This is a genomic window from Nonomuraea jiangxiensis (assembly GCF_900099965.1).
GTDB lineage: Bacteria > Actinomycetota > Actinomycetes > Streptosporangiales > Streptosporangiaceae > Nonomuraea > Nonomuraea jiangxiensis.
The window spans coordinates 96,334-119,317 of record NZ_FNDJ01000018.1 but is presented as its reverse complement, the minus strand read 5'-3'; the positions used below and the strand labels follow the sequence as shown (position 1 = coordinate 119,317).

Genomic DNA, 22,984 nt, shown 5'->3' with positions numbered 1-22,984 from the left:
GGATCTCCCCGATGGCAGGATTCTGAGAACCCGTATCTCTCATCCGGTCGACCGAAGCACCTACGGCCCGGGTATTTGGAGTCACGTTCTCCGCGATCAACTTCAGGTGGACGAGGCGACCTTCTGGGCGTGCGTTCAGAACGAGGTGAGACCTGATCGCGGAGCCCCCGAGTTGCCATCGGAGGCCCTGCCCGCAGACCTCGTGTTCATGTTGATCTCCAGGGTGGGTCTTGACGAGACGACCGTGGCGGAGATGAGCAAAGAGGAGGCCATCGCGCGACTCCAGAAGTACTGGACCGACGGGGTCTGATCCTGAGGAATACCGCACCTCTCGGATAAGTGCACTGCCCCGGTATAAGCACTGCTGCTACTGCTGGTCGTCCGCCGGGTGAAACTGGCGGACGGATTCGACGGGCCTGGCGCCGATACGACATGTGACATGCGTGTATCGGCGCCAGGCCCATACTCATGCTCGGCTCCCCTGCGGGTCTGCGTGCCCCAACCCACCAGGTTCGGCTTCGCTTGGCGTGGTCCTGACCTCATGTCGGTCGGAATGAGGCGTTGCGAGGGGGGCGGTGCCGGTTGCGGTCGGGTGGGGGCTGGGCTCGTCGGGGGCGTTGCGTGTGGGGGTGGGCTGGGTCAGGTTGCCGGGGGCGGGGGCTAGCGGTTGGTGTAGAGGGTGTGGGCGGCGGTGATGGCCTGGTCGGCGAAGCCCAGGGTGTCGCGGCGGCGTTCAAAAGGGGAGCCGTAGAGTGAGCGGCGCGGGGTGCCGAAGTGGTCGCCCAGGCCGGAGAGGGCGCTCGCCAGTGACGGCAGCGCCGTGTCATCCTCGCGCAGCCGCAGGGCCTCGTTCACCACGCGGTGCCAGGGCTCGGGGAACGCCTTGAGGGCGTGCCGCCCGGCCCCGGACTTCGAGGTGATCTCGCCGGTGGCCAGCGTGTAGTGCAGGCGCGCGATCCCCGTGACGATCCACACGACGGCGTAGTTCCCCAGGGTGGCCAGCCCCCACGGGGTGGCCAGGTTGGTGGCGCGGGTCACCAGGCGCCGCCAGTAGCGGTCGAGGTTGTCGTCGGTCCACGCGGCGAGGGCGTCGGGATCGTTCCAGATCTCCAGCTCGTACGGCTCCGGCCCCCGGCAGGTGAGGCCGTGGCGGGCGAGAGTGTGCCAGGTGACCGGATTGACCGTGCCACGGCGGTTGAGCCGGCCCGCGTGCGCCCTGGGCCGTTCGTCCAGCTTGGCGGGGTCGCGGCGGAGGTCGTCCCAGGTGAGGTAGAAGCCCTCCAGCGGATGCGCGCCGAGCCGGTCGTGGATGCGCTCCAGCACCTCGACCGGCGGTGCGGCGGCCGTCACCGCGACGAAGTCGATGTCGCTCGTGGCCGGTCGGTAGTCGCCCAGGGCCGCGGAGCCCTCCAGGTAGAGCCCCTCCACCAGCCCGGGGGCCTCGGCGTCGGCCAGTGACAGATAGGTCTCGACAATGGCATCGATCTTCGGATGGGGCATCATGGCCGCCCAGCCTGCCACAAGCGGCACCACCGGCTCATCACATTCCAGGATCCTAGAATAGGTGGGTGAAAAACGTATATCGCGCGGATGACCTCAGAGCGTTACACGATGGGCTCAAATGGTCGGACGTCGAACCGGACGTGATCCCCGCCTGGGTGGCCGACATGGACCTGCCCACCGCGCCCGCGGTGGTCGAGGCGCTGCAACGGCGGGCCGCCGGAGATCTCGGCTACCCGGCCTGGCTGCTGGACCCCACCGCGGGCCCGCTGAGTGAGGCGTTCGCCGAGCGCATGGCCAAGCGGTACGGCTGGGCCGCCGACCCCTCCCACGTACGCTCCTTCAACGACGTCAACCAGGCACTCCAGGCGCTCCTGCAGATCTGGACCGAACCCGGCGACGGCGTGGCCCTGCACACCCCGGCCTACCACCCGTTCCTGGAGACGCTGGACGTCATGGAACGACCCCCGCGTCATCTCCAGCTGGTGCCGGACGGCGACTCCTGGCGCTTCGAGGTGCCCGACCTGTCCGGCTGCCGGGTGCTGCTGCTGGTCAACCCGCACAACCCGACGGGCCGCGTCTTCACCCGCGCGGAGCTGGAAGAGCTGGCCGAGCACGTCGAACGCCACGACCTGCTGGTCATCGCGGACGAGATCCACGCCGACCTGACCTACGAGCCGCACCGGCACATCCCCTTCGCCACGATCCTGCCTGAACGCACCGTCACGCTCACGTCCGCGACGAAGGCGTTCAACCTGGGCGGCATCCGCTGCGCGGTCGCCCACTTCGGCCACCCCGAGGTCCGCAGGGCCCTGAAGGCACAACCCCCCTTCGTGTACGGCTCCGCGAACCTGTTCGGCGTCGAGGCCACGGTCGCGGCCTGGCGGCACGGGGACGCCTGGCTCCGCGACACGCTGGCCGCGCTCGACCGCAACCGGCACCTCATCGCCGCGCACCTGCCCGGCACGTTCGGCTACCGGCTGCCGGAGGCGACGTACCTGGCCTGGCTGCGTACGGACCGTCCCGGCGTGGCCGAGGTCATCGAGCGTACGGCCAGGGTGCGGCTGAACGACGGCGCCGCGTTCGGCCCGGGCGGCGAGGACTACGTCCGGCTGAACTTCGCCACCACCGAACGCGTCCTCACCGAGATCCTCCAGCGCCTGGAGCTGGTGCCCCGGTGACCGGTGCGGGGCTCAGCCGTCGATGAGTGAGCGGAGGACGTCGGGCCGGTTGGTCACGATGCCGTCCACGCCGTAGTCGATCAGCCGGCGCATCGCGGACGCGCTGTCGACCGTGTACGTGAGCACGCGCAGTCCGAGGTCGTGCGCGCGGCGGACGTACGAGGTGCTGAGGTCCGTGTAGTGCGGATTGACCTGGTCGGCGAACTTCGCCACCTCAGGGAGTTGCCCGGTGGACGGCCGGCCGAGCAACGCGATCGGCACGCTCGGCAGCAACCGGTGAAAGGTCCGCATGGAGTCCCAGTCGAAGGACTGCACCACCAGCCGTTGCGGTGAGACCCACTCGGGGTGCCGGCGCAGTTCGGTGACGATGCGCTGTTCGATGCCCGGATAGAGCTCCGGCGCCTTGACCTCCAGCAGCACGCCGACCCCGGAGTCGTCCGCCGCCCGCAGTGCCTCGTCGAGGGTGGGCACCCGCGTACGGGCGTACTCGTCGGAGAACCACGAGCCGGCGTCCAGCTTGCGGATCTGGGCGAGCGTGAGGTCGCCGACCCGCCAGGGGGACAGTCCGGGCAGGACGCTCTCCGCGTTCGTGGTCCTGGCCAGGGTGGTGTCGTGCATCAGGACCAGCTTGTGGTCCCTGGTCTCCTGGACGTCGAACTCGACCACGTCGGCCCCGTGGGAGGCGGCGAGCTCCAAGGCGGGGATCGTGTTCTCGGGAGCGCGGGCGGAGGCGCCGCGGTGGGCGACGTTGACGGCGGTGTCGGGGGCGGTGGCGATGGTGGTTGCGGCGGTGGCGGTGGCCGGCGCTGCCAGGAGGGTGAGCGAGGTCGCGAGGGTGACGGCGAGTCGTCCGAACATGGGTCTCCTCTGGTGGGGAGAGCTGTTATGACTCGACGGTGACAAGCGATCATGACCGATAGTTGAGTGCAGAGTAACCCAGCGGTGCCGGGACGGTGAGCATTGGACACGCGGGGCAGGTGAAACGCCCTACCCCGCGAAGAATCCGATGGTATTTCCCGCCCGGGCGGGGAGGCGCTATCTGAGAGCGGAGTCCAGAGCGGCGGTGAGTACGCCGGTGTCGCCGGACATCTCCCACATCATCGCGCCCAGCAACCCTTTGCTCCGCAGCCAGGCCGCCTTCCGGCCGATCGACCAGGCGTCGTCGAACGTCCACCACTGCCCGCCGTCCCCGGTGTGACAGTAGGTGGCGACCGCCTGCTCGTCGTGCCGGACCGTGCAGCCGGGCACCATGGCCAGCAGGTTGCCGTAGCCGCGGGTGCCCGCCTCCTCCTGGAACTGGCCGGGGGCGGCGCCGCCCGCGCTCTGCCACTCGCCGTACGTGCCGCCGTCGGGGACACGCTGCCAGCCGCGCCCGTAGTACGCCAGGCCGATGGTGAGCTTGCGCGGGTGCACCCCGGCCCGCAGGTAGACGTCGATGGCCTGCTCGACGCTGAAGTCCGGGTCGTACGGGCTGTCGTCGTCGAGGTAGAGGTTGCCCTGGTGACCGGTCCGGTTCGGCTCCCAGGAGTTGTCGCTGCCCGCGCCGTGGAAGTCGTACCCCTGCACATTAAAGATGTCCAGATATTTCGCGACTTGCGAGAGGTCCCAGCCGGCGGCGATCTTGGCCGGATCGGCCGGGGTGAAGGCCGTGAGCTGATACCGCTTCCCGGTCGTCGCCGTCAGCGCGTCGAGCTGGCGCCGGAACTCGGCGATCAGCAGCGTGTTGTTGACCTTGTCGTTCGGGCTGACGTGGTTGCCCGGATGCCCCTCGGCGCCCGGCCACTCCCAGTCCAGGTCGATGCCGTCGAAGATGCCCGCGCCCGTGCCCGGACCGCCCGCGCCGTTGTAGACGGGCAGGTTGCCCTTGATGTAGATGTCGATGCACGACGCCACGAACTTCCTGCGCGCCGCGTCCGTGGCCGCCACGTCGGAGAAGTACTTCGAGTACGTCCAGCCGCCGAGCGAGATCAGCACCTTGAGATGCGGATGCTTGGCCTTGAGCTTCCTGAGCTGGTTGAAGTTGCCGCGCAGCTGCTCCCAGCCGGTGTCGGCCACCCCGTCCACCGACTGCGCGGCGCTGAACGGCCGGCCGTAGTCGGCCTCGGCGTCCCCCGCCCCGTCGCCCTGGTCGGGGTCCTGCGGGTTGGTCGTCGTGCCCTTGGTGACCCCTTGGAGGCAGGTCAGGTTCACCGGGTCGATGTTGGCGAAGGCGTAGTTGATGTGGGTGAGCCGGGCGGCGGCGCCGGTCGTGTCGAGGTTGCGGACGAAGTACTGGCGGCCGTAGATACCCCATTGCACGAAATATCCGACCCGGGCGTAGCCGGTCTCGACGATGTCCGCCGTCGTCACCTGCAGCGCCGCACTGGGCGCGGAGAGGTTGTCGTAGAGGTCGCGTGCCCTGACGGTGAACGCGTACCCGGTCGAAGGAGACAGCCCGGACACGACCGCCGTGGTGCCGGCGACCGTGGTGGCCAGGGTGGAGCCGGTGTACACGTCGTAACCGGCGATGCCGGACCCGTCGGAGGAGGCGTTCCACGCCAGCGTCACGCTGGACGACGTCCTGGCGGTGCTGCGCAGGCCGCCGGGGACCGTGGGCGGCTGCGTGTCGTCGGCGGGGTTGCGGGTGGTGACCGTCAGCGGCGCGGACGCGGCCGACAACGTGCCCTTGCGGTCCTTGGCCCTGACCGTGAACGTGTAGCCGGTCGAGGGCGTCAGCCCGGACACGACGGCCGAGGTCCCGGTCACGGAGGCGGCCAGGGTGGAGCCGTTGTGGACCTCGTACCCGGTGATCGGGAGGCTGCCCGGCGCGGCCGCGTCCCAGGCGAGCGAGACCGTCCTCGTGGTCCTGACCGGCGAGCGCAGATTGCCGGGCGCGCCGGGCGGCGCGTCGGGGGCGCCGTCGCAGTTCACGTCGTTGATCCGGCAGCTCGTCGGCTCGGCGTTCGCGGCGCTGACGGTGAAGGACGGGCTGTACGGCTCGGTGGTCGCGCCGGCGTTCACCGTCGTGTTGTAGTGCGCGGGCGTCAGCGTCACGGTCCTGCCGCTCTGGCTCAGCGAGCCGTGCTGGGCGCCGGACGCGGTGACACCGGCGGGCAGTTCGAAGACGATCGACCAGCCGCTGAGCGGGGCCGTCCCGTTGTTGGCGATCACGAACTTGGCCGAGGTGCCGCTGACGTCGTAGGTGGCGGTCACAGGTGGCCGGGCGGGCGGGTCGCCGCCGCTGCCGTCGCAGTTGGCTCCGTTGATCAGGCAGCTCGTGGGCTGGGCGGCGGCGCTGAGCGTGATCCTCGGGCTGTACGGCTCGGTGTTCCGGCCCGGTTGGAGGGTGTTGATGTAGTACGCGGGGGTGAGCGTCACCCTGGTGCCGCTCTGCCGGATGGTGGCGTGCTGGGCGCCGGACGCGGTGACCCCGGCGGGCAGCTCGAAGACGATCGACCATCCGGTCACGGCGGTCGTGCCGGGGTTGGCGACCACGAACGTGCCCGTGGTGCCGGACAGCGAGAACGTGGCGAGGAGGCGGCCGGCGGCGTGCGCGGGAAGCGCGCACAGCGCGACGGTCACGAGAACGGCGATCAGGGGGGTGACTAATCGGCGCATGTCGCAGAAACCTTTCTTTAAAGAAAGTTTCCTAACAATTAGCCGGATCGTAGGCCGCTGCCAGCGAAGTTGCAAGGGTCCACTGGAGATCACCCAAAAGCCGCGCTTTACCCTAGGCTGTCGTGAAATATCGTGGAACGCTCCCAGTGCTGCTCTCGGCCTGGTTCATGGCACAGTTCGACTTCTTCGTGGTCAATGTGGCGGCACCCTCCATCGAACGGGACCTGCACACCGGTTCCGCCGCACTGGAGCTGATCGTGGGCGGCTACGCCTTCACGTACGCGGCAGGCATGATCACCGGAGGCCGGCTGGGCGACCGCTACGGCTACCGGCGCCTGTTCCTCTGGGGCGTGGCCGCGTTCACGATCACGTCGGTGCTCTGCGGCATCGCCGTCGACCCGGCCCAGCTCGTCGCCGCCCGCCTGCTCCAGGGCCTGGCCGGCGCCGCGATGGTGCCGCAGGTGCTGGCCACGATCTCCGCCGTCTACCCGCCGCACCAGCGGGGACGCGCCCTCGGCTGGTACGGCGCCACCGGCGGCCTCGGCTCGATCGCCGGTCAGGTGCTGGGCGGGATGCTGCTGTCGGCCGACCTGTTCGGCCTGGGCTGGCGGGCCATCTTCCTGGTCAACCTGCCCGTGGGCCTGGTCGTCCTGCCACTGGCCGGCTGGCTGCTGCCCAAGGTACAGACGCCCGGCCGGTCCAGGCTCGACGTGCCCGGCGCGACCGGCTTCGCGGTGACCCTGGCGCTGCTGCTGGTGCCGCTCGGCCTCGGCAACAGCCTGGGCTGGCCGGCCTGGACGTGGGTGTGCATGGCCGCGAGCGTGCCGGTCTTCCTGGTCACGTGGCGCTGGCAGCGGGTGCTCGGCGCCCGCGGCGGGCAGCCGGTGCTCGACCTGGCGCTGCTCAAGGTGCACTCCTACCTGGCGGGCGTCGGCTCGCTCGTGGCGTTCATGGCCTACTTCGCCTCGTTCATGTTCACGCTGACGCTGCTGCTGCAGAGCGGGCTCGGGCTGACGGCCTCCCAGGCGGGGCTGGCGTTCGCGCCGATGGGGATCCTGTACTCGATCACCTCGCTGCTCGGCACCCGGCTGACCAGGCGGCACGGCCTGGCCGTCGTCTTCGCCGGCGGCGCCGTCGCGGCGCTGGGGCTCGGCCTGCTGGTGGTCGCGGCCGGGCAGGGCCTGCCGTACATCGTGGTGGCGCTCGCGCTCGTCGGCTCGGGCAACGGCCTGGTCCTGCCGCAGCTCATCGGGGCGGCGCTGGTGGAGGTCGCGCCGCACCAGGCGGGTGTGGGGGCGGGGGTGCTCAGCACGGCGCAGCAGTTCGCCGGGGCGGGCGGCGTGGCCGTGATCGGCGCGGTGTACTTCGCCGCGGCCGAGGGCGGGCACCACGTGGCCGCCATGCGCTCCTCGGCGGCCGTGGACCTGGTGCTCGTCCTCGTCATGGTCGCCTCGGTGGCCTACGCCGGGCGGCGCGCTAGGCGACGGGCGCCGGCGGCAGAGCCGTCCCGTACAGCCGTGCGACCCTGAGCCTGACCACCAGTCGCCGGCCGGCGACCATGCGCCGCAGGAAGGCGGCCTCGTCGGCGACGGCGGGCTGCATGGCCAGCAATTCCCGGCCCACCTCGTCGCCCGGCGCCCCGCTCACCGGCGACATCTCCGCCGTGCCCTCGGCCACGGCGTAGGACTGGAAGTCGCCGCTGGCCACGTAGAGGGCGCAACGCGGGTCCTGGTGCAGCTTGAGCCGGTCGGCGACGGTGGAGATCCGCACCACCCGCCGCCCGGGGTCCCAGGTGTAGCCGACCGTGGACAGGCCGGCGCCGGTCGCCAGCGCGCCGAAGTGCTGCTCTCCCAGCAGGCGCGAGAGCTCCTCGTCGGTCAGCGCCCGGAACTGCGGGCCCGGCTCGTGCGGGCGCGCGAGCTCCGCGTCGTCCGGCGTCCGGCGCTCGGGACCCGGTTCGTGGTGCAGCGACATCCGCCCTCCCCCGTCCGATTTGTGAAGCCGTCAGCCTACCCCGAGCCGCCGGGCGAAGCTCCGGGTACCGGAGAGCCGCTCCACCTCTCCATCGACCATCGTTCGTGCAAACAGGAGGTCATCGGCGTTGCCTACCCGGTCAGTTGTAAGTTACGAGTCATGAATCTTGCTATTACCAGCGGATATGTCGTACCGGTCGACGGCGATCCCATCGACGGTGGCACCGTGCTCATACAGGACGGGAAGATCACCGCGGTCGGCCGCGACGTGCCGCTGCCCGACGGGATCACGGTGGTGGACGCCGCCGGTGGCTGGGTGCTGCCCGGATTCGTCGAGGCCCACGGGCATCTCGGCGTGCACGAGGAGTCCGAGGGCTGGGCCGGCCAGGACACCAACGAGATGACCGACCCGAACGGCGCCCGCCTGCGCGCGCTCGACGCCATCAACCCCGCCGACCTGGCCTTCGGCGACGCGCTCTCCGGTGGCGTGACGACGGCCGTGATCAAGCCGGGCTCCGGCAACCCGATCGGCGGCCAGACCGTCGCGATCAAGTGCTGGGGCAGGTCCGTCGACGAGATGCTGATCAAGGAGCCGGTGAGCGTCAAGAGCGCCCTGGGCGAGAACCCCAAGCGCGTGTACGGCGACCAGAAGAAGCTGCCCTCCACCCGGCAGGGCGTGGCCGCCGTGATCCGCGACGCCTTCATGAAGGCGCAGGACTACAGGGCCAGGCGGGAGGCCGCGGCGGCGGAGGGCAAGCCGTTCGACCGGGACGGCACCCTGGAGATCCTGGTCCGCGTGCTGGACGGCGAGTTGCCGTGGTGCCAGCACACCCATCGCGCCGACGACATCGCGACCGCCCTCCGGCTGTCGGCGGAGTTCGGCTACCGGGTGGTGCTCAACCATGGCACGGAGGGCCACCTGCTGGCCGACACCCTGGCCGCCCGGAAGGTGCCGGTCATCATCGGGCCGCTGTTCACCAGCCGGTCGAAGGTGGAGCTGCGCCAGCGCTCGCTGCGCAACCCGGGCATCCTGGCGCGGGCCGGGGTCGAGGTGGCCATCACCACCGACCACCCCGTCGTGCCCATCCACTTCCTGGTGCACCAGGCCACGCTGGCGGTCAAGGAAGGGCTGGACCGGGACACGGCACTGCGCTCGATCACCCTCAACCCGGCCCGGATCATGGGCCTCGACGACCGGGTGGGCGCACTCAAGCCCGGGCTTGACGGGGACGTGGTGATCTGGTCGGGTGACCCGCTGGACGTCATGAGCCGGGCGCTGCGGGTGTTCGTGTCGGGCCGGGAGGTCTACACGTACGCGGATGGTGAGTCGGTCGTGACGGACCCGTACTACCGCGAAATCAAGTAACCGTTAAGTGACTGTCGATACGACGGGCGCATAGTGGCGGGACCGACGGGAAGAGAGGCACCACCATGACCGCACCGTTGCTCGTTCAACGGCCCAGTAAGGCCCTGCTGGTCGGCCTCGTCGTCTCGGGCATTCTCGCGCTGGTCGTCCTGGCCGTCATGCTCGCCTCCGGCGGCCCCGTCGGGTTCGGCCTGTCCGCGTTGCTGGCCGTGGCGCCGTTGCCGGTGCTGCTCGGGGCCGTGCTCTCGCTCGACAGGCTCGAACCGGAGCCCAAGCTCAACCTCGCCTTCGCGTTCGTCTGGGGCGCGGGGGTGGCGATCGTACTGGGCATCGCGCTGACGCTCCTGGGCCAGGAGCTGTTCGCCAGGGCCGGCCTGCATTCCGCGGTGGTCGACGACGTGGGCACGGTGCTGCTGGCCCCGGTGGTCGAGGAGGCGCTCAAGGGCTCGGCGCTGTTGCTGCTGCTGCGCCGGCGGGGGGAGATCGACGGCCTGACCGACGGCATCGTGTACGCCTCCATGGCCGGCCTCGGCTTCGCCGCCGTGGAGAACGTCGGCTACTACCTGCTCGCGTTCGGCGAGGACGGCCCCGGCGGCGCGGTGCAGCTCTTCGTGCTGCGCGGCCTGATCGACCCGCTGGGCCACCCCATCTACACCTCGCTGGTCGGCGTCGGCGTCGCCTACGCGCTCACCCGCCGCACCGCGGCCAGGTACGCGGCCATCCCGCTCGGCTACCTGGGCGCGGTCTTCCTGCACGCCTTCTGGAACGGCGCCGCCACCGTGAAGTCGCTGCCCCTGCTGGGCACGGCCTACCTGGTGATCATGGCGGTGCTGGTCCTGCTGATCGTGGTGACCGTGGTCGAGCGCCGTCACCTCGTCGCCAAGATGGGCCTCTATCTGCCCAGATATCGGGACACCGGGCTGGTCACGGAGGCCGACGTCCGCATGCTCACCACGTTGCAGGCGCGCAAGGCGGCCCGCAAGCAGGCCCGGCGGGCGGGGCTCGGCCGGGCCATGAGCGACTACCAGCAGGCGGCGACCGAGCTGACCCTGCTGCACCTGCGGGCCGAGCGGCAGGGCATGGACCCGGTGCGGTTCGCGGTGGAGCGGGATGCGTACCTGGGGGCCATGGCGCACGCCCGCCGCTGGTGAATCCCGGCACTGGCGGGCGGACCGGTTGCTGAGCCCGCTTCCCTGACAAGATGGGGGAAACCCCCGAAGGGAGAACGCATGAGCTGGGTGGAGATCGATTCGGAGACGGAGCTGCGCGAGCTGCTCGGCGAGGTCATGCCCCGGGCCGCGGACAAGGACCGCGTCCGCTTGCACGAACGTGACCTGCAGTGGCTGGCGGCCTCGCCGTTCTGCCTGGTCGCCACCTCCGACGAGCGTGGTTCCTGCGACGTGTCGCCCAAGGGCGATCCGGCCGGGTTCGTACACGTCATCGATGACACGACGATCGCCATCCCGGACCGCCCGGGGAACCGCCGAGCGGACGGATTCCTCAACATCCTGAAAAATCCGCACGTGGGGTTGATCTTCCTGATCCCCGGGCGGAACGAGACCCTGCGCATCAACGGGCGGGCGCGGCTCGTGCGGGAGGCGCCGTTCTTCGACCAGTTGATCGTCAAGGGCCACCGCCCGCACCTCGCCCTCGTGGTGGAGATCGAGCAGATCTTCTTCCACTGCGCCAAGGCGTTCATGCGCTCCTCGCTCTGGAAGCCCGACCGCTGGGCCCCCGACGGCCTGCCGTCCCACGCGACCCTGGTCAAGGACGTGCAGAAGGTCGAGGAGAGCGTGGAGGAGCTGGAGGCCTACTACGGGGAGACTTACGCCCGCCGGCTGTACGGCTGACCGCGCGCCGGGCGCTCCCGGCCCCGGGGGCGTCAGGCGGCGGGGGTGGGACCGCCGGGGAAGTGGATCACGTTCTTGCCGGTGTAGGCCCGCAGGTCGACGACCTTGGGATCGGCGGGCGGCTTGCGGGGGTCCGCCGAGCGGATGTCGCGGACCTTGTGCCTGGCGATCTGTGGCGGCACCACCACAAGCCTCTTCATCGTGAGCCCCCCGTGATAATACTGAGACCTCTGTTGTTTAACAGATGCCCTCGTAAGCCTGGTGTAAGGAGTGGTCAATAGGGCAGCCGGCGACCCGCCGGTGTCCGCAGATCCAGCTGCGCGACCAGCCGCAGCCGCCGCTTGGCGACCGTCTTGCTGACTCTGACGCGTCTCATGTCTCCCCCTTCGAAGCGCGCCGTTCTCCTTCCGCGGGCAGGACCGGTGGTCGTCACCCGCCATGCGCGCCAACCTAACCGGCGTCACCCGGCCGCTCAATGCATTTCTCCACAGTGGGTAAGAAGGTCGGCCAGGTTGAGCGATGACCTCCCGCGGCCTCCCCATGAGCGGCGTCCATCACGCCCCGCCCGGTTGTGATGACTTCGGTGGACATGTGCGGCGGAACCAACGCTCCGAACCAGTCTCATCACGGGCACAGGCTGGGTAATTAGCACACCGATGATCTTTGTGGTGGCTTTGCCGAAATTTCGGAGGAGGCTGGTGTATGCCGCTGATCGCGGTCAGTGCGGCGTGGGCCGTGTTCTGGGGGTCGTGGTCGGCCCTGCTGCCCGCGCTCAAGCTGGAGCTGGGCGTCACGGCCGGGGACCTCGGGCTGGCGCTGAGCCTCGTACCGGTGGGGGCGCTGCCCGCGATGGCGCTTGCCGGACGGCTGGCGCGGGGCCGGGAGCGGGCCGCCCTGATGGCCACCACCGCCTTGTTCGCGGTCAGCGTCGCGGGCATCGGGCTGGTCTCCACGCTCTGGCAGCTCGCGCTCGCGCTGCTGGTGGTGGGCGCGGCCAGCGGCGCGCTCGACGTCGCGCTGAACCTCGCCACCGGGCGGGCCGAACGGGAGAGCGGCCGCCGGCTGTTCCAGGCGGTGCACGCCGCCTTCCCCGTCGCGGTCATCGCCGCGGCCCCGCTCACCGGGCTGGCACGCTCCCTCGGGCTCGGCGTCGCGCCGGTGCTGCTGATCGTCGCGGCGGTCGTGCTCGCCGCGACGTTGTCACTGCCGGCGCTGCCCCTCGGGCACGGCCCGGCCGCCGGCCCGCCGCGCACCGATCGACGCTCGCTCTGGGGGGCCGCGCTCGTACTGGGCCTGCTGGCCGCGTGCGCGCTGGTCATCGAGAACTCGGTCGAGCAGTGGTCGGTGCTGCTGCTGGAGGCGCATCGCGGTGCCCCGCCGGTGGTGTCGAGCGCCGCGCCCGCGGTCTACATGGCGGCGCTCACGACCGGGCGGCTCGTCGTGCAGGTGCTGCCCCGGGTGCCGCTGAGGGCGTTGTACCTGGTGGCGGGGGTGGGCGGGGGCGCGGGCATCGCCCTGGCCGGGCTGGGCGGCACCGTGCTGGTCTCCATGGCGGGGTTCGCGGTGACGGGGCTGGCGCTCGGGCCGCTGGTGCCCGCCGTGCTCAGCCGGTCGGCCGCCGACGACGCGAGCGGGACGTTGGTGTGGGGGGTGTCCACGATCTCCTACACCGGGTTCGTCGTCAGCCCGCTGCTGGTGGCTGGGTTGAGCGGGTGGCTCGGCCTGCCTGCCGCGCTGGCCGCGCTCGGCCTGCTGGGCCTGCCGCTGGTGGCGCGCTTCGCCGTGGCGCGAGCGTGACAGGGGTGGAACGCCGGAATATGGCCGTCGCTTGGGGAAGAGGCAACCAGGAACCGGGTATCCCCGGGCTGACCGACTGCGAAGGGGAGTCACCATGGCTGTCTGCGAGACCTGTGGCAACGACTACGACATGGCGTTCGAGGTGCACGCGCAGGGAGCGGCGCACACTTTCGACAGTTTCCAGTGCGCGATCGAGGCGATGGCACCGGTGTGCGAACACTGCGGCACCAAGGTCATCGGGCATGGCGTCCAGTCGGGCGAGCACTGGTACTGCTGCGCCCACTGCGCCCGCGAGGAGGGCACTCAGGGCATCGTCGACCGGGTGATGGCCAGCACCTGAGAACCGCCAGGTGATGGCCGTCACCGGTCAGCTCAGGGCAGTAAGCAGCGCACCCGGGAGACCGCCTCGTCGAGCGGCCCCTCGGGCACCGGCGTGGCGAGGTCGAGCGTGATCGCGCCGTCCCTGGCCTCCCAGACCCCCGCGACCCGGCCCTCGTGGACGACCACGGGGGAGATCCAGCCTGCCTGGCGGCTGACCTTGGGCTTGAGCGCGGGCGGGAGGAGCGGCGCGAGGTCGCGGGGCGCGGCCAGGATGTACTGGTCGAACCCGGGCAGCAGGTGCACCTCCGTGGACGGGCGGGTGGCGGCCAGGTCGTCGAGATGCTCGGTCAGGGCGAGCAACGCCGGCCCGTCGTCGGTCTCCACCTCCGTCAGCTCCGGAGCCAGCTCACGGAACCAGGACTTGAGCATCGCCTTGCGGGCCACGCCCCCGAACAGCCACTTGTCGAACATCTCCTGCGTCGCCGGCCCGTGCGCGCCCAGGAAGGCCCGCACCAGCCGGACCCCGGCCTCCTCGGGCGGCGGCAGCGTGCCCGCCCAGCCGGGGAGCCAGGTGCGCGGGGTGGTGAAGGTCACCCGGCCGTCGCGGGGCGGGCCGTAGCAGAGCTCGCCCAGGCGGCTCAGCGGCTTGAGCAGCGCCCCCCACCCGGACGTGAGCGCCCTCGTCAGGTGGGGCTGCCCCGTCGCCGCCACCACGGCGTCGACCAGCTCCTCGCGCGTCATCGGCGGCCCGGACAGGACCCGGGGCACGGCGTCGATGATCGCCGCGATCTCCCCGGCGGTGACGGCGTGGCCGCGCTGCCACGACCCCTTCTCCCAGAACCGCAGGGTGCTCAGGGCCGCGCAGTAGTCGGCCAGCTCGTCGGCGGGGACGAGATGCAGGGTGCCGCCGCGCATGAGCCAGGTCTTGACCAGCGTACGGTCGGTCCACAGGGCCGTGTCGATCTCCCCGGGATCGGGCTTGGCGCTCCTGATCGCCACCGCGAGCCGGGCCGAGGAGGCGACCTGGGCCTGCACGCCGCATAACCGGCGCGCGACGGCCACGGCGTCGGGCCCGTCGGCCGCGCTCACGAACTGCCTGCGCAGCCGCCACGCCAGGATCTGGGGCCAGGTGAGTTTGGTTGTCACGCGTTCACTAGTACACCAGGACACCGACATCCCGCCCCCGCCCGGAGGATCAGCCGGTGAAACCGATGTCCTCGTAGCGGAGGTCGAAGAAACCGCGCGCTCCCACGTTGGCCAGCGTCTCCTTGGCCGCCACGTTCTGTGGTCGCTGGTAGAGCGGCAGCACGTTCACCTCCTGCCAGATCAGCGCGTCCGCCTTGTTGGCCGCCTCGCGCGCCCGCACCGGGTCCAGGCTCTGCCCCGCCGCGCTCATGGCCTGGTCGATCTCCGGCGACCCGATCCGTCCGAAGTTCGCGTTCCATGTCTTGCCGTCGGGCGAGTTGGCGTAGATCCCGTAGCTGCTGGAGACCGGGAACGGCGTGCCGATGTAGGCGAAGGGCGTGATGTCGAAGTTCCCGGGGATCACGTAGTTGGTGAAGAAGTCGTCGCTCGGCACCGCCTTGATGTTCAGCTTCACGCCGATCTGGCCGAGCATGCTCTGCGCCAGCTCCCCTTCTGCCTTGCTGATCTGCACCCCGGTCGGCACCACGAAGCGCAGCTCAAGGGGCTTGCCGTTCTTGCGCCTGACCGGGTCGCCGCCGCTCAGCCGCCACCCGGCCGCGTCCAGCAGCTGCCGGGCGCGGCCCGGGTCGTAGCGGCCCAGGCTCCCGGCGTTGTCCTGGTAGCCCTCCTGGGTGTTCATGAAGAAGTGGTTGTTCAGCAGGGCAATCGGCCAGTCGAGGCCCTGCAGGTCGGACTGCGCGATGGCCTGGCGGTTGATGCCGAGCTGGATGGCCTGGCGCACGTTCCGGTCCTTGAGCAGCTCGCTCGACCCGTTGAAGGTGAAGTGCCGGAAGTCGGGCCCGGCCGCCTGCCGCACCTGGGCGCCCGCCGTGGACTTGGCGCGGGCGTAGTCGGGAGCGGAGGGCCCCACGTCGATGATGTCCAGCTCGCCGTTGCTGAACGCGCCGATCAGCGAGTCCTGCTCGGACGCCCGAAAGATGATCTTGTCGAGCTTGGCCCGGTTGCCCCACCACTTGTCGTCGCGTACCAGGGTGATGGTCTTGGCGGTCTGGTCGAACCCGCCGAACTTGAACGGCCCGGCCGTCACCGGGATCTTGTTCAGCCAGGAGGTGTTGAAGGCGTGGGCCGTCCGGTTGGTGGCGGCGGGCAGCAGCGGCCCGAACAGCGCCTGCCAGTCCCCGAACGGCCGTGCGAACGTCACCACCACCTCGTAGTCGTCCTTGCCCCGCGCCACCTTCTCGATGTCCTGGTAGCCGGTGGAGGAGGCGATGTGGAAGGCGGGGTCACGCCCGTTGAGCGCGTGCCACTGCGCCTGGTAGTCGGCCCACGTGATCGGTTGCCCGGTGGACCACCTGGCCCTGGGGTTGAGCGTGTAGGTGACCACCTGCTTGGGCTGCTGCTCGGTGACCTTGGCGTCCAGCAGGTATTCGCGGTCGGGGGAGATGTCCGCCTTCTCGTCGGACACGAACGGCGAGGGCAGCAGCGCGTTGCTGATCGCGGCGGCAACGGCCAGGTTGCCGTCGACGTGGTTACGGTTCCACTGTGTGGGGAACTCGTTGATGCCCCACCGCAGCGTCCCGCCGTCCTTGACCTTGTCGCGGGGCTGCTGGTTGATGTCGAAGGCCTTGATCGTGGGCTCGTCCCCGCTGAGACCCCCGGCCCGCGGCGCGTTCCCCACGCCGTCGCCGCAGCCCGTCAGGCACAAAGACGCGGCGACGGCCACGACAAGATAGAACGTTTTCATCTGAGCGGATTCCTCCTGGTCTGAGCGAGGTCTAGACGACTCCACGCTTCTCGGCGTAATGGCAGGCCGCGCCCTGGTCCGTGGCACCGTTCAGCGGTCGCACCTCGGGCTCGACGGTCACGCAGAGGCTGCGCTCCTCGTCGGTGAGTTCGGCGCGGAACTTCGGGCACCGGGTGCGGAACCGGCAGCCCGACGGGGGGTTGGCGGGGCTGGGCAGGTCGCCTTCGAGCAGGATCCGCTCCCGCGAGCGCTCGCGCACCGGGTCGGGCAGCGGGATCGCCGACAGCAGCGCCTGCGTGTACGGATGCGCCGGAGCGTCATAGACGGCCTCCACCTGGCCGATCTCGGCGATCCTCCCCAGGTACATCACCGCCACCCGGTCGGCGATGTGCCGCACCACGGCCAGGTCGTGCGCCACGAACAGGTAGGACAGCCCGAGCCGGTCCTTCAGCGAGTCGAGCAGGTTGATCACCCCGGCCTGGATCGACACGTCCAGCGCGGAGACCGGCTCGTCCAGCACCAGCAGCCGCGGCTCCAGCGCGAGCGCCCTGGCGATGCCGATGCGCTGCCGCTGCCCGCCGGAGAAGTCCTGCGGATAGCGGGCGGCGTGCGAGGACTCCAGCCCGACCAGGGCGAGCAGCTCGCGGATGCGCCGGCCGGCGGGCCTGCCGTGGGTGCGCAGCGGCTCGGCCAGGATGTCGTGCACCGTCATGCGCGGGTCGAGCGAGGCCAGCGGGTCCTGGAAGACGACCTGCATGTCACGCCTGATCTCCGTGCGCTCGCCCCGGCTCAGCCGCGCGGTGTCGTGACCGAGCACGACGACGCGGCCCCGCTGCGGCGGCACCAGCTCCAGGATCTGCGTCAGCGTGGTCGTCTTGCCGCTGCCCGACTCGCCGACCAGCCCCAGCGTCTCGCCCTGCCGGATGTCGAAGCTGACCCCGGCCACCGCGTGCACCGTGCCCACCCTGCGCTTGAACACCGCCCCGCGGAGCAGCGGATAGTCCTTGACCAGGCCGCGCACCGCCAGCACCGTCCGCTCCCCGCGCACCCGCAGCCGGGACGTGTCGCCCGCCGCAGCCTGCCGGGCGAGGCCGTCCGGCCGCACCTCCTCCCAGCGGATGCACGCCGCCCCGTGCCCGGCGCCCACCTCGAACAGCGGCGGCTCCCGGTCGTCGCACGCCTCGACGCGCATCGGGCAGCGCGGCGCGAACGGGCACCCGGGCGGCAGCGCCGCGGGGGAGGGCGGGTGGCCCTCGATCGGCACCAGCGGCTGCCGCCCCCGGTCCACGCGCGGGATCGAGCCGAGCAGCCCGGCGGTGTACGGCATCCGCATCCGGTAGTAGATGTCGTCCACCGCGCCCACCTCGACGGCCCGCCCGGCGTACATGACCAGCACCCGGTCCGCGAACCCGGCCACCACCCCGAGATCATGCGTGATCATGATGATCGCGGCGCCGGTCTTGGCCTGGGCCCGCTTGAGCACCTCCAGCACCTGGGCCTGGATGGTGACGTCGAGCGCCGTGGTCGGCTCGTCGCAGATGATCACGTCGGGGTCGTTGGCGATGGCCATCGCGATCACCACCCGCTGCCGCATCCCGCCGGAGAACTCGTGCGGGAAGGCCAGCGCCCGCTCGGAGGGCCGCGGGATGCCCACCAGGTCCAGCAGCTCCACGGCCTTGACCATGGCGTTTTCCTTGCTGACCCGCTGGTGGGCGCGTACGGCCTCGGCGATCTGGTCACCCACCCGGTAGACCGGGGTGAGCGCGGACAACGGGTCCTGGAACACCATGGAGATGCTCTTGCCGCGGAAGGCGGCCAGTTGCCGCTGCGAGGCCCCGATCAGCTCCCTGCCGTGCAGGCGCACGGACCCGGTGACCCGCGCCCCCGGCGGCAGCAGCCCCATGATGGCCGCCGAGGCGACCGACTTGCCCGAGCCCGACTCGCCGACGATGCCGAGCACCTCGCCGGGGCGTACGGAATAGCTCACCCCGCGCACGGCGGGCACGCCGCCGAAGCTCACCGTGAGGTCGCTGACTTCGAGGACCGGGCTCATCGTGACCTCTTGGCGGACGGATCGAAGGCGTCACGCAGCGCGTCGCCCATGAGGTTGACCGCCAGCACGGTCACCACCAGCAGCCCCGCCACGAACCAGAACGTCCACGGCGCGTAGACGGCCGTCCTGGAGCCGTCGGCGATGAGCGTGCCGAACGACACGTCCGGCGGCTGGATGCCGAACCCGAAGTAGGACAGCGAGGTCTCGGTGAGGATCGCGGCGCTCACGTTGAGCGTGGCGTCCACGATGAGCAGCGACGACAGGTTGGGGATCACGTGCCGGAAGATGATCCGCACCGGCGGCACCCCCATGTAACGCGCGGCCTGGACGAACTCCCGCTCCTTCACCGAGATCGCCATCCCCCTGACGATCTTGGAGGTGACCATCCACAGGAACAGCGCCAGCATGATCACGAACACCACCCACTGCCCCGAGCCGAACAGCGGCGAGATGATCGCCAGGATGAGGAACGCGGGCAGCACCAGCAGCAGGTCGGTCAGCCAGGTCAGCGACCGTTCGGTCCAGCCGCGGAAATAGCCGGCGAACGCCCCCACCACGGCCGCCAGCGCCGTGGACACCAGCGCCGCCAGCAGCCCCACGATCAGCGACTTCTGCATCCCGCGCAGCGTCACCGCGAAGACGTCGGAGCCCGTCTGGAGCGTTCCAAACCAATGGTCGGCCGATGGGGGCCGCATGAACGCGGTGAGGTCCTTGTCGGTGTAGGACCACCGGTTGACCAGCGGCCCCGCGAAGGCCAGCAGGAACATCAGCGCGAGCACCGCGAACCCGATCCGCCCCTGCGTCGAGCGGAAGAAACGCCCGGTGACCACCCGCAGCCGCGACGGGGCCCGATAGGCCGTGCCGTCGGTCAGCTCCTCGGCCAGCTCCTCGTCGGACAGCGTCATCAGGCCCGCACCCTCGGGTCGAGCGCCGCGTGCAGCAGGTCGGAGGCCAGCGAGGCGCACAGCACGGACACGGCCGCCAGGAAGGAGATGGCGGCCACCGTGTTGACGTCGTTGGTGAAGATCGAGTTGATCAGCTGCTCGCCCAGCCCGTGCCAGCCGAAGATCTTCTCGGTGAACGTGGCCCCCGTCAGCAGCGCCCCGAACGTGAACGCGAAATAGGTCATCACCGGGATCAGCGCGGTCCGCAGCGCGTGCCGGGTGAGCGCCTGCCGCCTGCTCAGCCCCTTGGCCAGCGCGGTGCGCACGAAGTCGGCGCCGATCACGTCGAGCATCATGTTGCGCTGGTAGCGGCTGAAGACGGCGATGAGCCCCACGGACAGTGAGACCGTGGGCAGGATCAGGTGCTGCAGCCGGTCGACCACGTGCCCCCAGAACCCGGCCTCCAGCCCGACGCTGTATTCGCCGCTGACCAGGAACACCTGGCGGTCGAAGAGGCGGAAGTTGGCCCAGGACGCCAGCAGGATCAGGATGTTGGCCAGCACGACCACCGGCACGGCCAGCACCACGAAGGACACGCCGGTCGTGAGCCGGTCGAACCAGCCGTACTGCCGGACCGCGGCGGCGGCGCCGAGCAGCACCCCGAGCAGGCTCCCGCAGATCAGCCCCAGCATGACGAGCCGGAACGTGACGCCCATGCGGCGCTTGAGATCCTCGTTGACCGAGGCGCCGGCGACGGACTTGCCGAAGTCGCCGTGGAGCACGCCGCCCGCCCAGGTGGCGTAACGCTGCAGCAGCGGCGTCTTGTCGTTGAGGTTGAGCGCGGTGAGCTGGGCGTCGACGACGGTCGCCGGCGGTTTGGGGGTGCGGTCGGCGTAGTTGGAGCGGGGGTCGAGGGCGATGGCCGCCAGCAGGTAGGCGAGACTGGCGGCCACCACGATGAGCACCGCGTAGTTGAGCAGCCTGCGGGCCAGGAACCCCGCCATCGCTCCCCCTCCGACGCGCCACCCGCACGTAGCGCCGGCTTGTCGCCGACGCCGCTCACTCTACGACATCACGCCGACACTATGGGACGACATGCCATGGGCCGGGGCCCCGCCTTCCCGGCGAAGGGCTTCCCTCCGGGAGGGCGGAGGCTTCCGTCCGGAGGGCGTCAATGCCGCCGGTCAACGCCCGGACAGCTCGTCCACGGCGGTCCGCACGTCCTCACCCGTGATCGTCGTCAGGTCGGCCGAGCTGGCGGACCCGCCGCGCGAAGCGTGGGCGGCCAGCCGCACGTCGCGGCGCATGGCGGCCCGCTCGAACAGCGACCGGGCGAACCGGCCGTTGCCCAGCCCGTCGATCAGCCGCTCCCCACACACCCAGGCGAACACCTCGTCGAGGTTGCGCAGCGCCTCTTCGTCGAACGTGTCGCCCGACTTCTCCGCCAGCAGCACCGAGATCTCCGACAGCTCGGCGGGGGAGTAGCTGGGGAAGGCGACGCGCTGGTTGAACCGGCTGGCCAGGCCGGGGTTGGTGGCCAGGAAGGAGTCCATCTCGCGCTCGTAGCCGGCCAGCACGATGACGAGCCGGTCGCGGTCGTCCTCGGCGCGTTTGAGCAGGGTCTGCACGGCCTCGGCGCCGAACGCGTCGCCGCCCTGGTAGCCGGGGTTGAGCAGGCCGTAGGCCTCGTCGATGAACAGCACGCCGCCGAGCGCCCGGTCGACCAGCTCGTTGGTCTTGATCGCGGTCGCGCCGAGGTGCTGCCCGACCAGGTCGGCCCGGTGCGCCTCGACCACGTCGGGCCTGGCCAGCAGGCCGAGCGCGGCGAAGACCCGGCCGAGGACCCGGGCGACCGTGGTCTTGCCGGTGCCCGGCGGCCCGACGAACACGAAATGCCTCGTCTGCGGCGGCGTGGGCAGCCCGCGCTCCTGCCGCATGCGCGCCACCTGGAGCTGGGCCGCGATGGCGTGCACCTGCCGCTTGACGGGGGCCAGGCCCGCCATCCTGTCGAGGTCGGCCAGCGCCTCCTCCAGCGTGGGCGTGGCGACGTAGCCGCGGAAGCGCGCGGTCAGCTCGTCGAACGCCTTGGTCACGTCGGGCGTGGTGGTGGTCACCAGGTCCTGGGTGGTCGGGGTGCCGCCGGCGCCCACCACCCGTACGTCGCGGGCCTGCGCGGCGGCCTCGACCAGGCTGCGCGCGAACCTGGCGTTGCCCAGCTCGTCGACCAGGCCGCGCCGGTGCACGTCCTCGAACAGGCCGAGCAGCGTGCGCCTGGTCTCGGGGCCCATCGCGTCGCCGCGGCGCCGCTGCAGCAGCTCGGTGACCTCGACCAGCTCAGCGGGGGAGTAGCCGGGGAAGCGCACGCGCGTGGCGAACCGGCTGGCCAGGCCCGGGTTGCTGGACAGGAACGAGCTCATCTCCTGCTCGTAGCCGGCCAGGATGATGATCAGCCGCTCCCGGTCGTCCTCGGCGCGCTTGAGCAGGGTCTGCACGGCTTCGGCGCCGAACCGGTCGGGCTGCCCGTCGGAGGAGTTGACCAGACCGTACGCCTCGTCGATGAACAGCACGCCGCCGAGCGCCCGGTCGACCAGCTCGTTGGTCTTGATCGCGGTCGCGCCCAGGAACTCGCCCACCAGGTCGGCCCGCTGCGCCTCGACCACATAGGGGGTCTCCAGCAGGCCGAACGCGTAGAAGATCTTGGCGACCGCGCGGGCCACGCTGGTCTTGCCGGTGCCGGGCGGGCCGAGGAAGACGAAGTGCCTGGTGGGCCGGTCGGTGGTGTAGCCGGCCTCGGCCCTGAGCCGGGAGGCCTCGATGGAGGCGGCGATCGAGCGCACCTGCTCCTTGACCGGGGCCAGGCCGACCATGCTCTCCAGCTCGCTGAGCGCGTCTTCGACGGAGATCTGCGGGGGCGCGCCCTGCTTGTCGGCGGGCGCCTCCGGCCTGCCCTCACGCGCCCTGACCCGGACCTGCCGCTCCTCGGCCGCGGCGCGGGCGGCCCTGGTCCTGCGGGCGAGCAGGAAGCGGTAGACCAGCACGGCGGCCGCGACGGCGCAGGCGGCCCACACGGCCGCCTCGTCGGAGATCGGGGAGACGGCGGCGGCGAGCACGCCCGCCGGGGCGAGCGCCGCCACCGTGGTGATCCACGGCGTCACCCAGCGGATGAGGTGGGCGGCCGCGGCGACCGGCAGGGCGAGCCCGACCATCAGGTGCACGGTGCCCGCGCCGGGCGGGAACAGCCCGGAGTAGACCGGCAGTGCCAGGACCACCCAGCCCGCGACCACCAGCGCGGTGGCGGCGGCACGGGGGAAGCGCATGGTCAGCGCGACGAACGCGAGCACCAGGAGCGCGACGGGGAAGGTCTTCAGCAGGTCCCAGCCGAGCGCGGCGCCCACGCCCATGGTGGCGACGAGCACGACGACGTAGAGCACCCGGCGCACGGCCGGGGGAATCTGGAAATAACGCAGCCGAACCTTTTCGAACAGATCCCGCGCCGCGGCCCGCCCCGCGGCCTGGGCCCTGTCGGACTCACGCATCACGCCTCCCCGGTCCGCCCCCGGTTATACCGCACT

General features: G+C 70.9%; 19 protein-coding genes. 8 read left to right on the top strand and 11 right to left on the bottom strand.

Annotated features, from left to right (window positions below; translation table 11 throughout):
* Positions 1-106: 106 nt before the first annotated feature.
* Positions 107-310 (top strand): hypothetical protein, encoded by a 204-nt coding sequence (locus tag BLS95_RS57125; protein ID WP_218136124.1) that lies wholly within the window; start codon positions 107-109, stop codon positions 308-310.
* 350 nt (positions 311-660) lie between these two features.
* Here BLS95_RS57125 and BLS95_RS34655 read toward each other — a convergent pair whose 3' ends face one another.
* Positions 661-1,530 (bottom strand): nucleotidyltransferase domain-containing protein, encoded by an 870-nt coding sequence (locus BLS95_RS34655; protein ID WP_245765468.1) that lies wholly within the window; start codon positions 1,528-1,530, stop codon positions 661-663.
* Between the two features lie 38 nt (positions 1,531-1,568).
* Between BLS95_RS34655 and BLS95_RS34650 the strand changes: the two genes are divergently transcribed.
* Positions 1,569-2,681 (top strand): MalY/PatB family protein, encoded by a 1,113-nt coding sequence (locus BLS95_RS34650; protein WP_245765467.1) that lies wholly within the window; start codon positions 1,569-1,571, stop codon positions 2,679-2,681.
* A 12-nt stretch (positions 2,682-2,693) separates the two neighbouring features.
* Here BLS95_RS34650 and BLS95_RS34645 read toward each other — a convergent pair whose 3' ends face one another.
* Complete coding sequence (locus tag BLS95_RS34645; RefSeq protein ID WP_090941370.1) at positions 2,694-3,539, bottom strand: glycerophosphodiester phosphodiesterase; 846 nt, start codon at positions 3,537-3,539, stop codon at positions 2,694-2,696.
* Between the two features lie 177 nt (positions 3,540-3,716).
* Positions 3,717-6,278, bottom strand: coding sequence for a glycosyl hydrolase family 18 protein (locus BLS95_RS34640; protein WP_090941366.1), 2,562 nt, complete (start codon positions 6,276-6,278; stop codon positions 3,717-3,719).
* A gap of 122 nt (positions 6,279-6,400) precedes the next feature.
* Between BLS95_RS34640 and BLS95_RS34635 the strand changes: the two genes are divergently transcribed.
* Positions 6,401-7,807: an MFS transporter gene (locus tag BLS95_RS34635; protein WP_218136123.1), complete on the top strand. Its 1,407-nt coding sequence runs from the start codon at positions 6,401-6,403 to the stop codon at positions 7,805-7,807.
* Here BLS95_RS34635 and BLS95_RS34630 read toward each other — a convergent pair.
* Positions 7,755-8,252 (bottom strand): pyridoxamine 5'-phosphate oxidase family protein, encoded by a 498-nt coding sequence (locus tag BLS95_RS34630; RefSeq protein ID WP_143043979.1) that lies wholly within the window; start codon positions 8,250-8,252, stop codon positions 7,755-7,757. The two genes, BLS95_RS34635 and BLS95_RS34630, sit on opposite strands and share 53 nt — an antisense overlap.
* A 159-nt stretch (positions 8,253-8,411) precedes the next feature.
* Here BLS95_RS34630 and BLS95_RS34625 point away from each other — a divergent pair, with 159 nt between their 5' ends.
* From BLS95_RS34625 to BLS95_RS34615, 3 genes are all read left to right on the top strand, one after another.
* Positions 8,412-9,617 (top strand): amidohydrolase, encoded by a 1,206-nt coding sequence (locus tag BLS95_RS34625; RefSeq protein ID WP_090941363.1) that lies wholly within the window; start codon positions 8,412-8,414, stop codon positions 9,615-9,617.
* A gap of 65 nt (positions 9,618-9,682) precedes the next feature.
* The gene (locus BLS95_RS34620) at positions 9,683-10,768 is read left to right on the top strand and encodes a PrsW family intramembrane metalloprotease (RefSeq protein WP_090941360.1); all 1,086 of its coding nucleotides are present in this window, start codon (positions 9,683-9,685) and stop codon (positions 10,766-10,768) included.
* 78 nt (positions 10,769-10,846) lie between these two features.
* Complete coding sequence (locus tag BLS95_RS34615; protein WP_090941357.1) at positions 10,847-11,467, top strand: pyridoxamine 5'-phosphate oxidase family protein; 621 nt, start codon at positions 10,847-10,849, stop codon at positions 11,465-11,467.
* A 32-nt stretch (positions 11,468-11,499) separates the two neighbouring features.
* Here the strand turns inward: BLS95_RS34615 and BLS95_RS56050 are convergent, their stop codons facing one another.
* Positions 11,500-11,667: a hypothetical protein gene (locus BLS95_RS56050; protein WP_176993535.1), complete on the bottom strand. Its 168-nt coding sequence runs from the start codon at positions 11,665-11,667 to the stop codon at positions 11,500-11,502.
* Positions 11,668-12,169: 502 nt separating this feature from the next.
* On the opposite strand from BLS95_RS56050, the gene BLS95_RS34610 reads away from it, so the two are divergent.
* Together BLS95_RS34610 and BLS95_RS34605 are read left to right on the top strand one after the other, a co-directional pair.
* The gene (locus tag BLS95_RS34610) at positions 12,170-13,264 is read left to right on the top strand and encodes an MFS transporter (RefSeq protein WP_090941354.1); all 1,095 of its coding nucleotides are present in this window, start codon (positions 12,170-12,172) and stop codon (positions 13,262-13,264) included.
* A 94-nt stretch (positions 13,265-13,358) separates the two neighbouring features.
* Positions 13,359-13,604 (top strand): hypothetical protein, encoded by a 246-nt coding sequence (locus BLS95_RS34605; RefSeq protein WP_090941351.1) that lies wholly within the window; start codon positions 13,359-13,361, stop codon positions 13,602-13,604.
* Between the two features lie 32 nt (positions 13,605-13,636).
* Here BLS95_RS34605 and BLS95_RS34600 read toward each other — a convergent pair whose 3' ends face one another.
* From BLS95_RS34600 to BLS95_RS34575, 6 genes are all read right to left on the bottom strand, one after another.
* A complete protein-coding gene (locus BLS95_RS34600) occupies positions 13,637-14,731 on the bottom strand; it encodes a winged helix DNA-binding domain-containing protein (RefSeq protein ID WP_245765466.1) in 1,095 nt (364 codons plus the stop codon).
* 49 nt (positions 14,732-14,780) lie between these two features.
* On the bottom strand, positions 14,781-16,475 hold the full coding sequence (locus BLS95_RS34595; RefSeq protein ID WP_090941345.1) for an ABC transporter family substrate-binding protein: 1,695 nt from the start codon (positions 16,473-16,475) through the stop codon (positions 14,781-14,783).
* A 31-nt stretch (positions 16,476-16,506) separates the two neighbouring features.
* On the bottom strand, positions 16,507-18,528 hold the full coding sequence (locus tag BLS95_RS34590; protein WP_090941342.1) for a dipeptide ABC transporter ATP-binding protein: 2,022 nt from the start codon (positions 18,526-18,528) through the stop codon (positions 16,507-16,509).
* A complete protein-coding gene (locus BLS95_RS34585; protein WP_090941339.1) occupies positions 18,525-19,433 on the bottom strand; it encodes an ABC transporter permease in 909 nt (302 codons plus the stop codon). The genes BLS95_RS34590 and BLS95_RS34585 overlap by 4 nt, the downstream gene beginning before the upstream one ends.
* Positions 19,433-20,416 carry an ABC transporter permease gene (locus tag BLS95_RS34580; RefSeq protein WP_090941336.1) on the bottom strand — a complete coding sequence of 328 codons (984 nt, stop codon included), beginning with the start codon at positions 20,414-20,416 and terminating at the stop codon, positions 19,433-19,435. The genes BLS95_RS34585 and BLS95_RS34580 overlap by 1 nt, the downstream gene beginning before the upstream one ends.
* Before the next feature lie 180 nt (positions 20,417-20,596).
* Complete coding sequence (locus tag BLS95_RS34575) at positions 20,597-22,948, bottom strand: AAA family ATPase (protein WP_090941333.1); 2,352 nt, start codon at positions 22,946-22,948, stop codon at positions 20,597-20,599.
* Between the last annotated feature and the right edge of the window lie 36 nt (positions 22,949-22,984).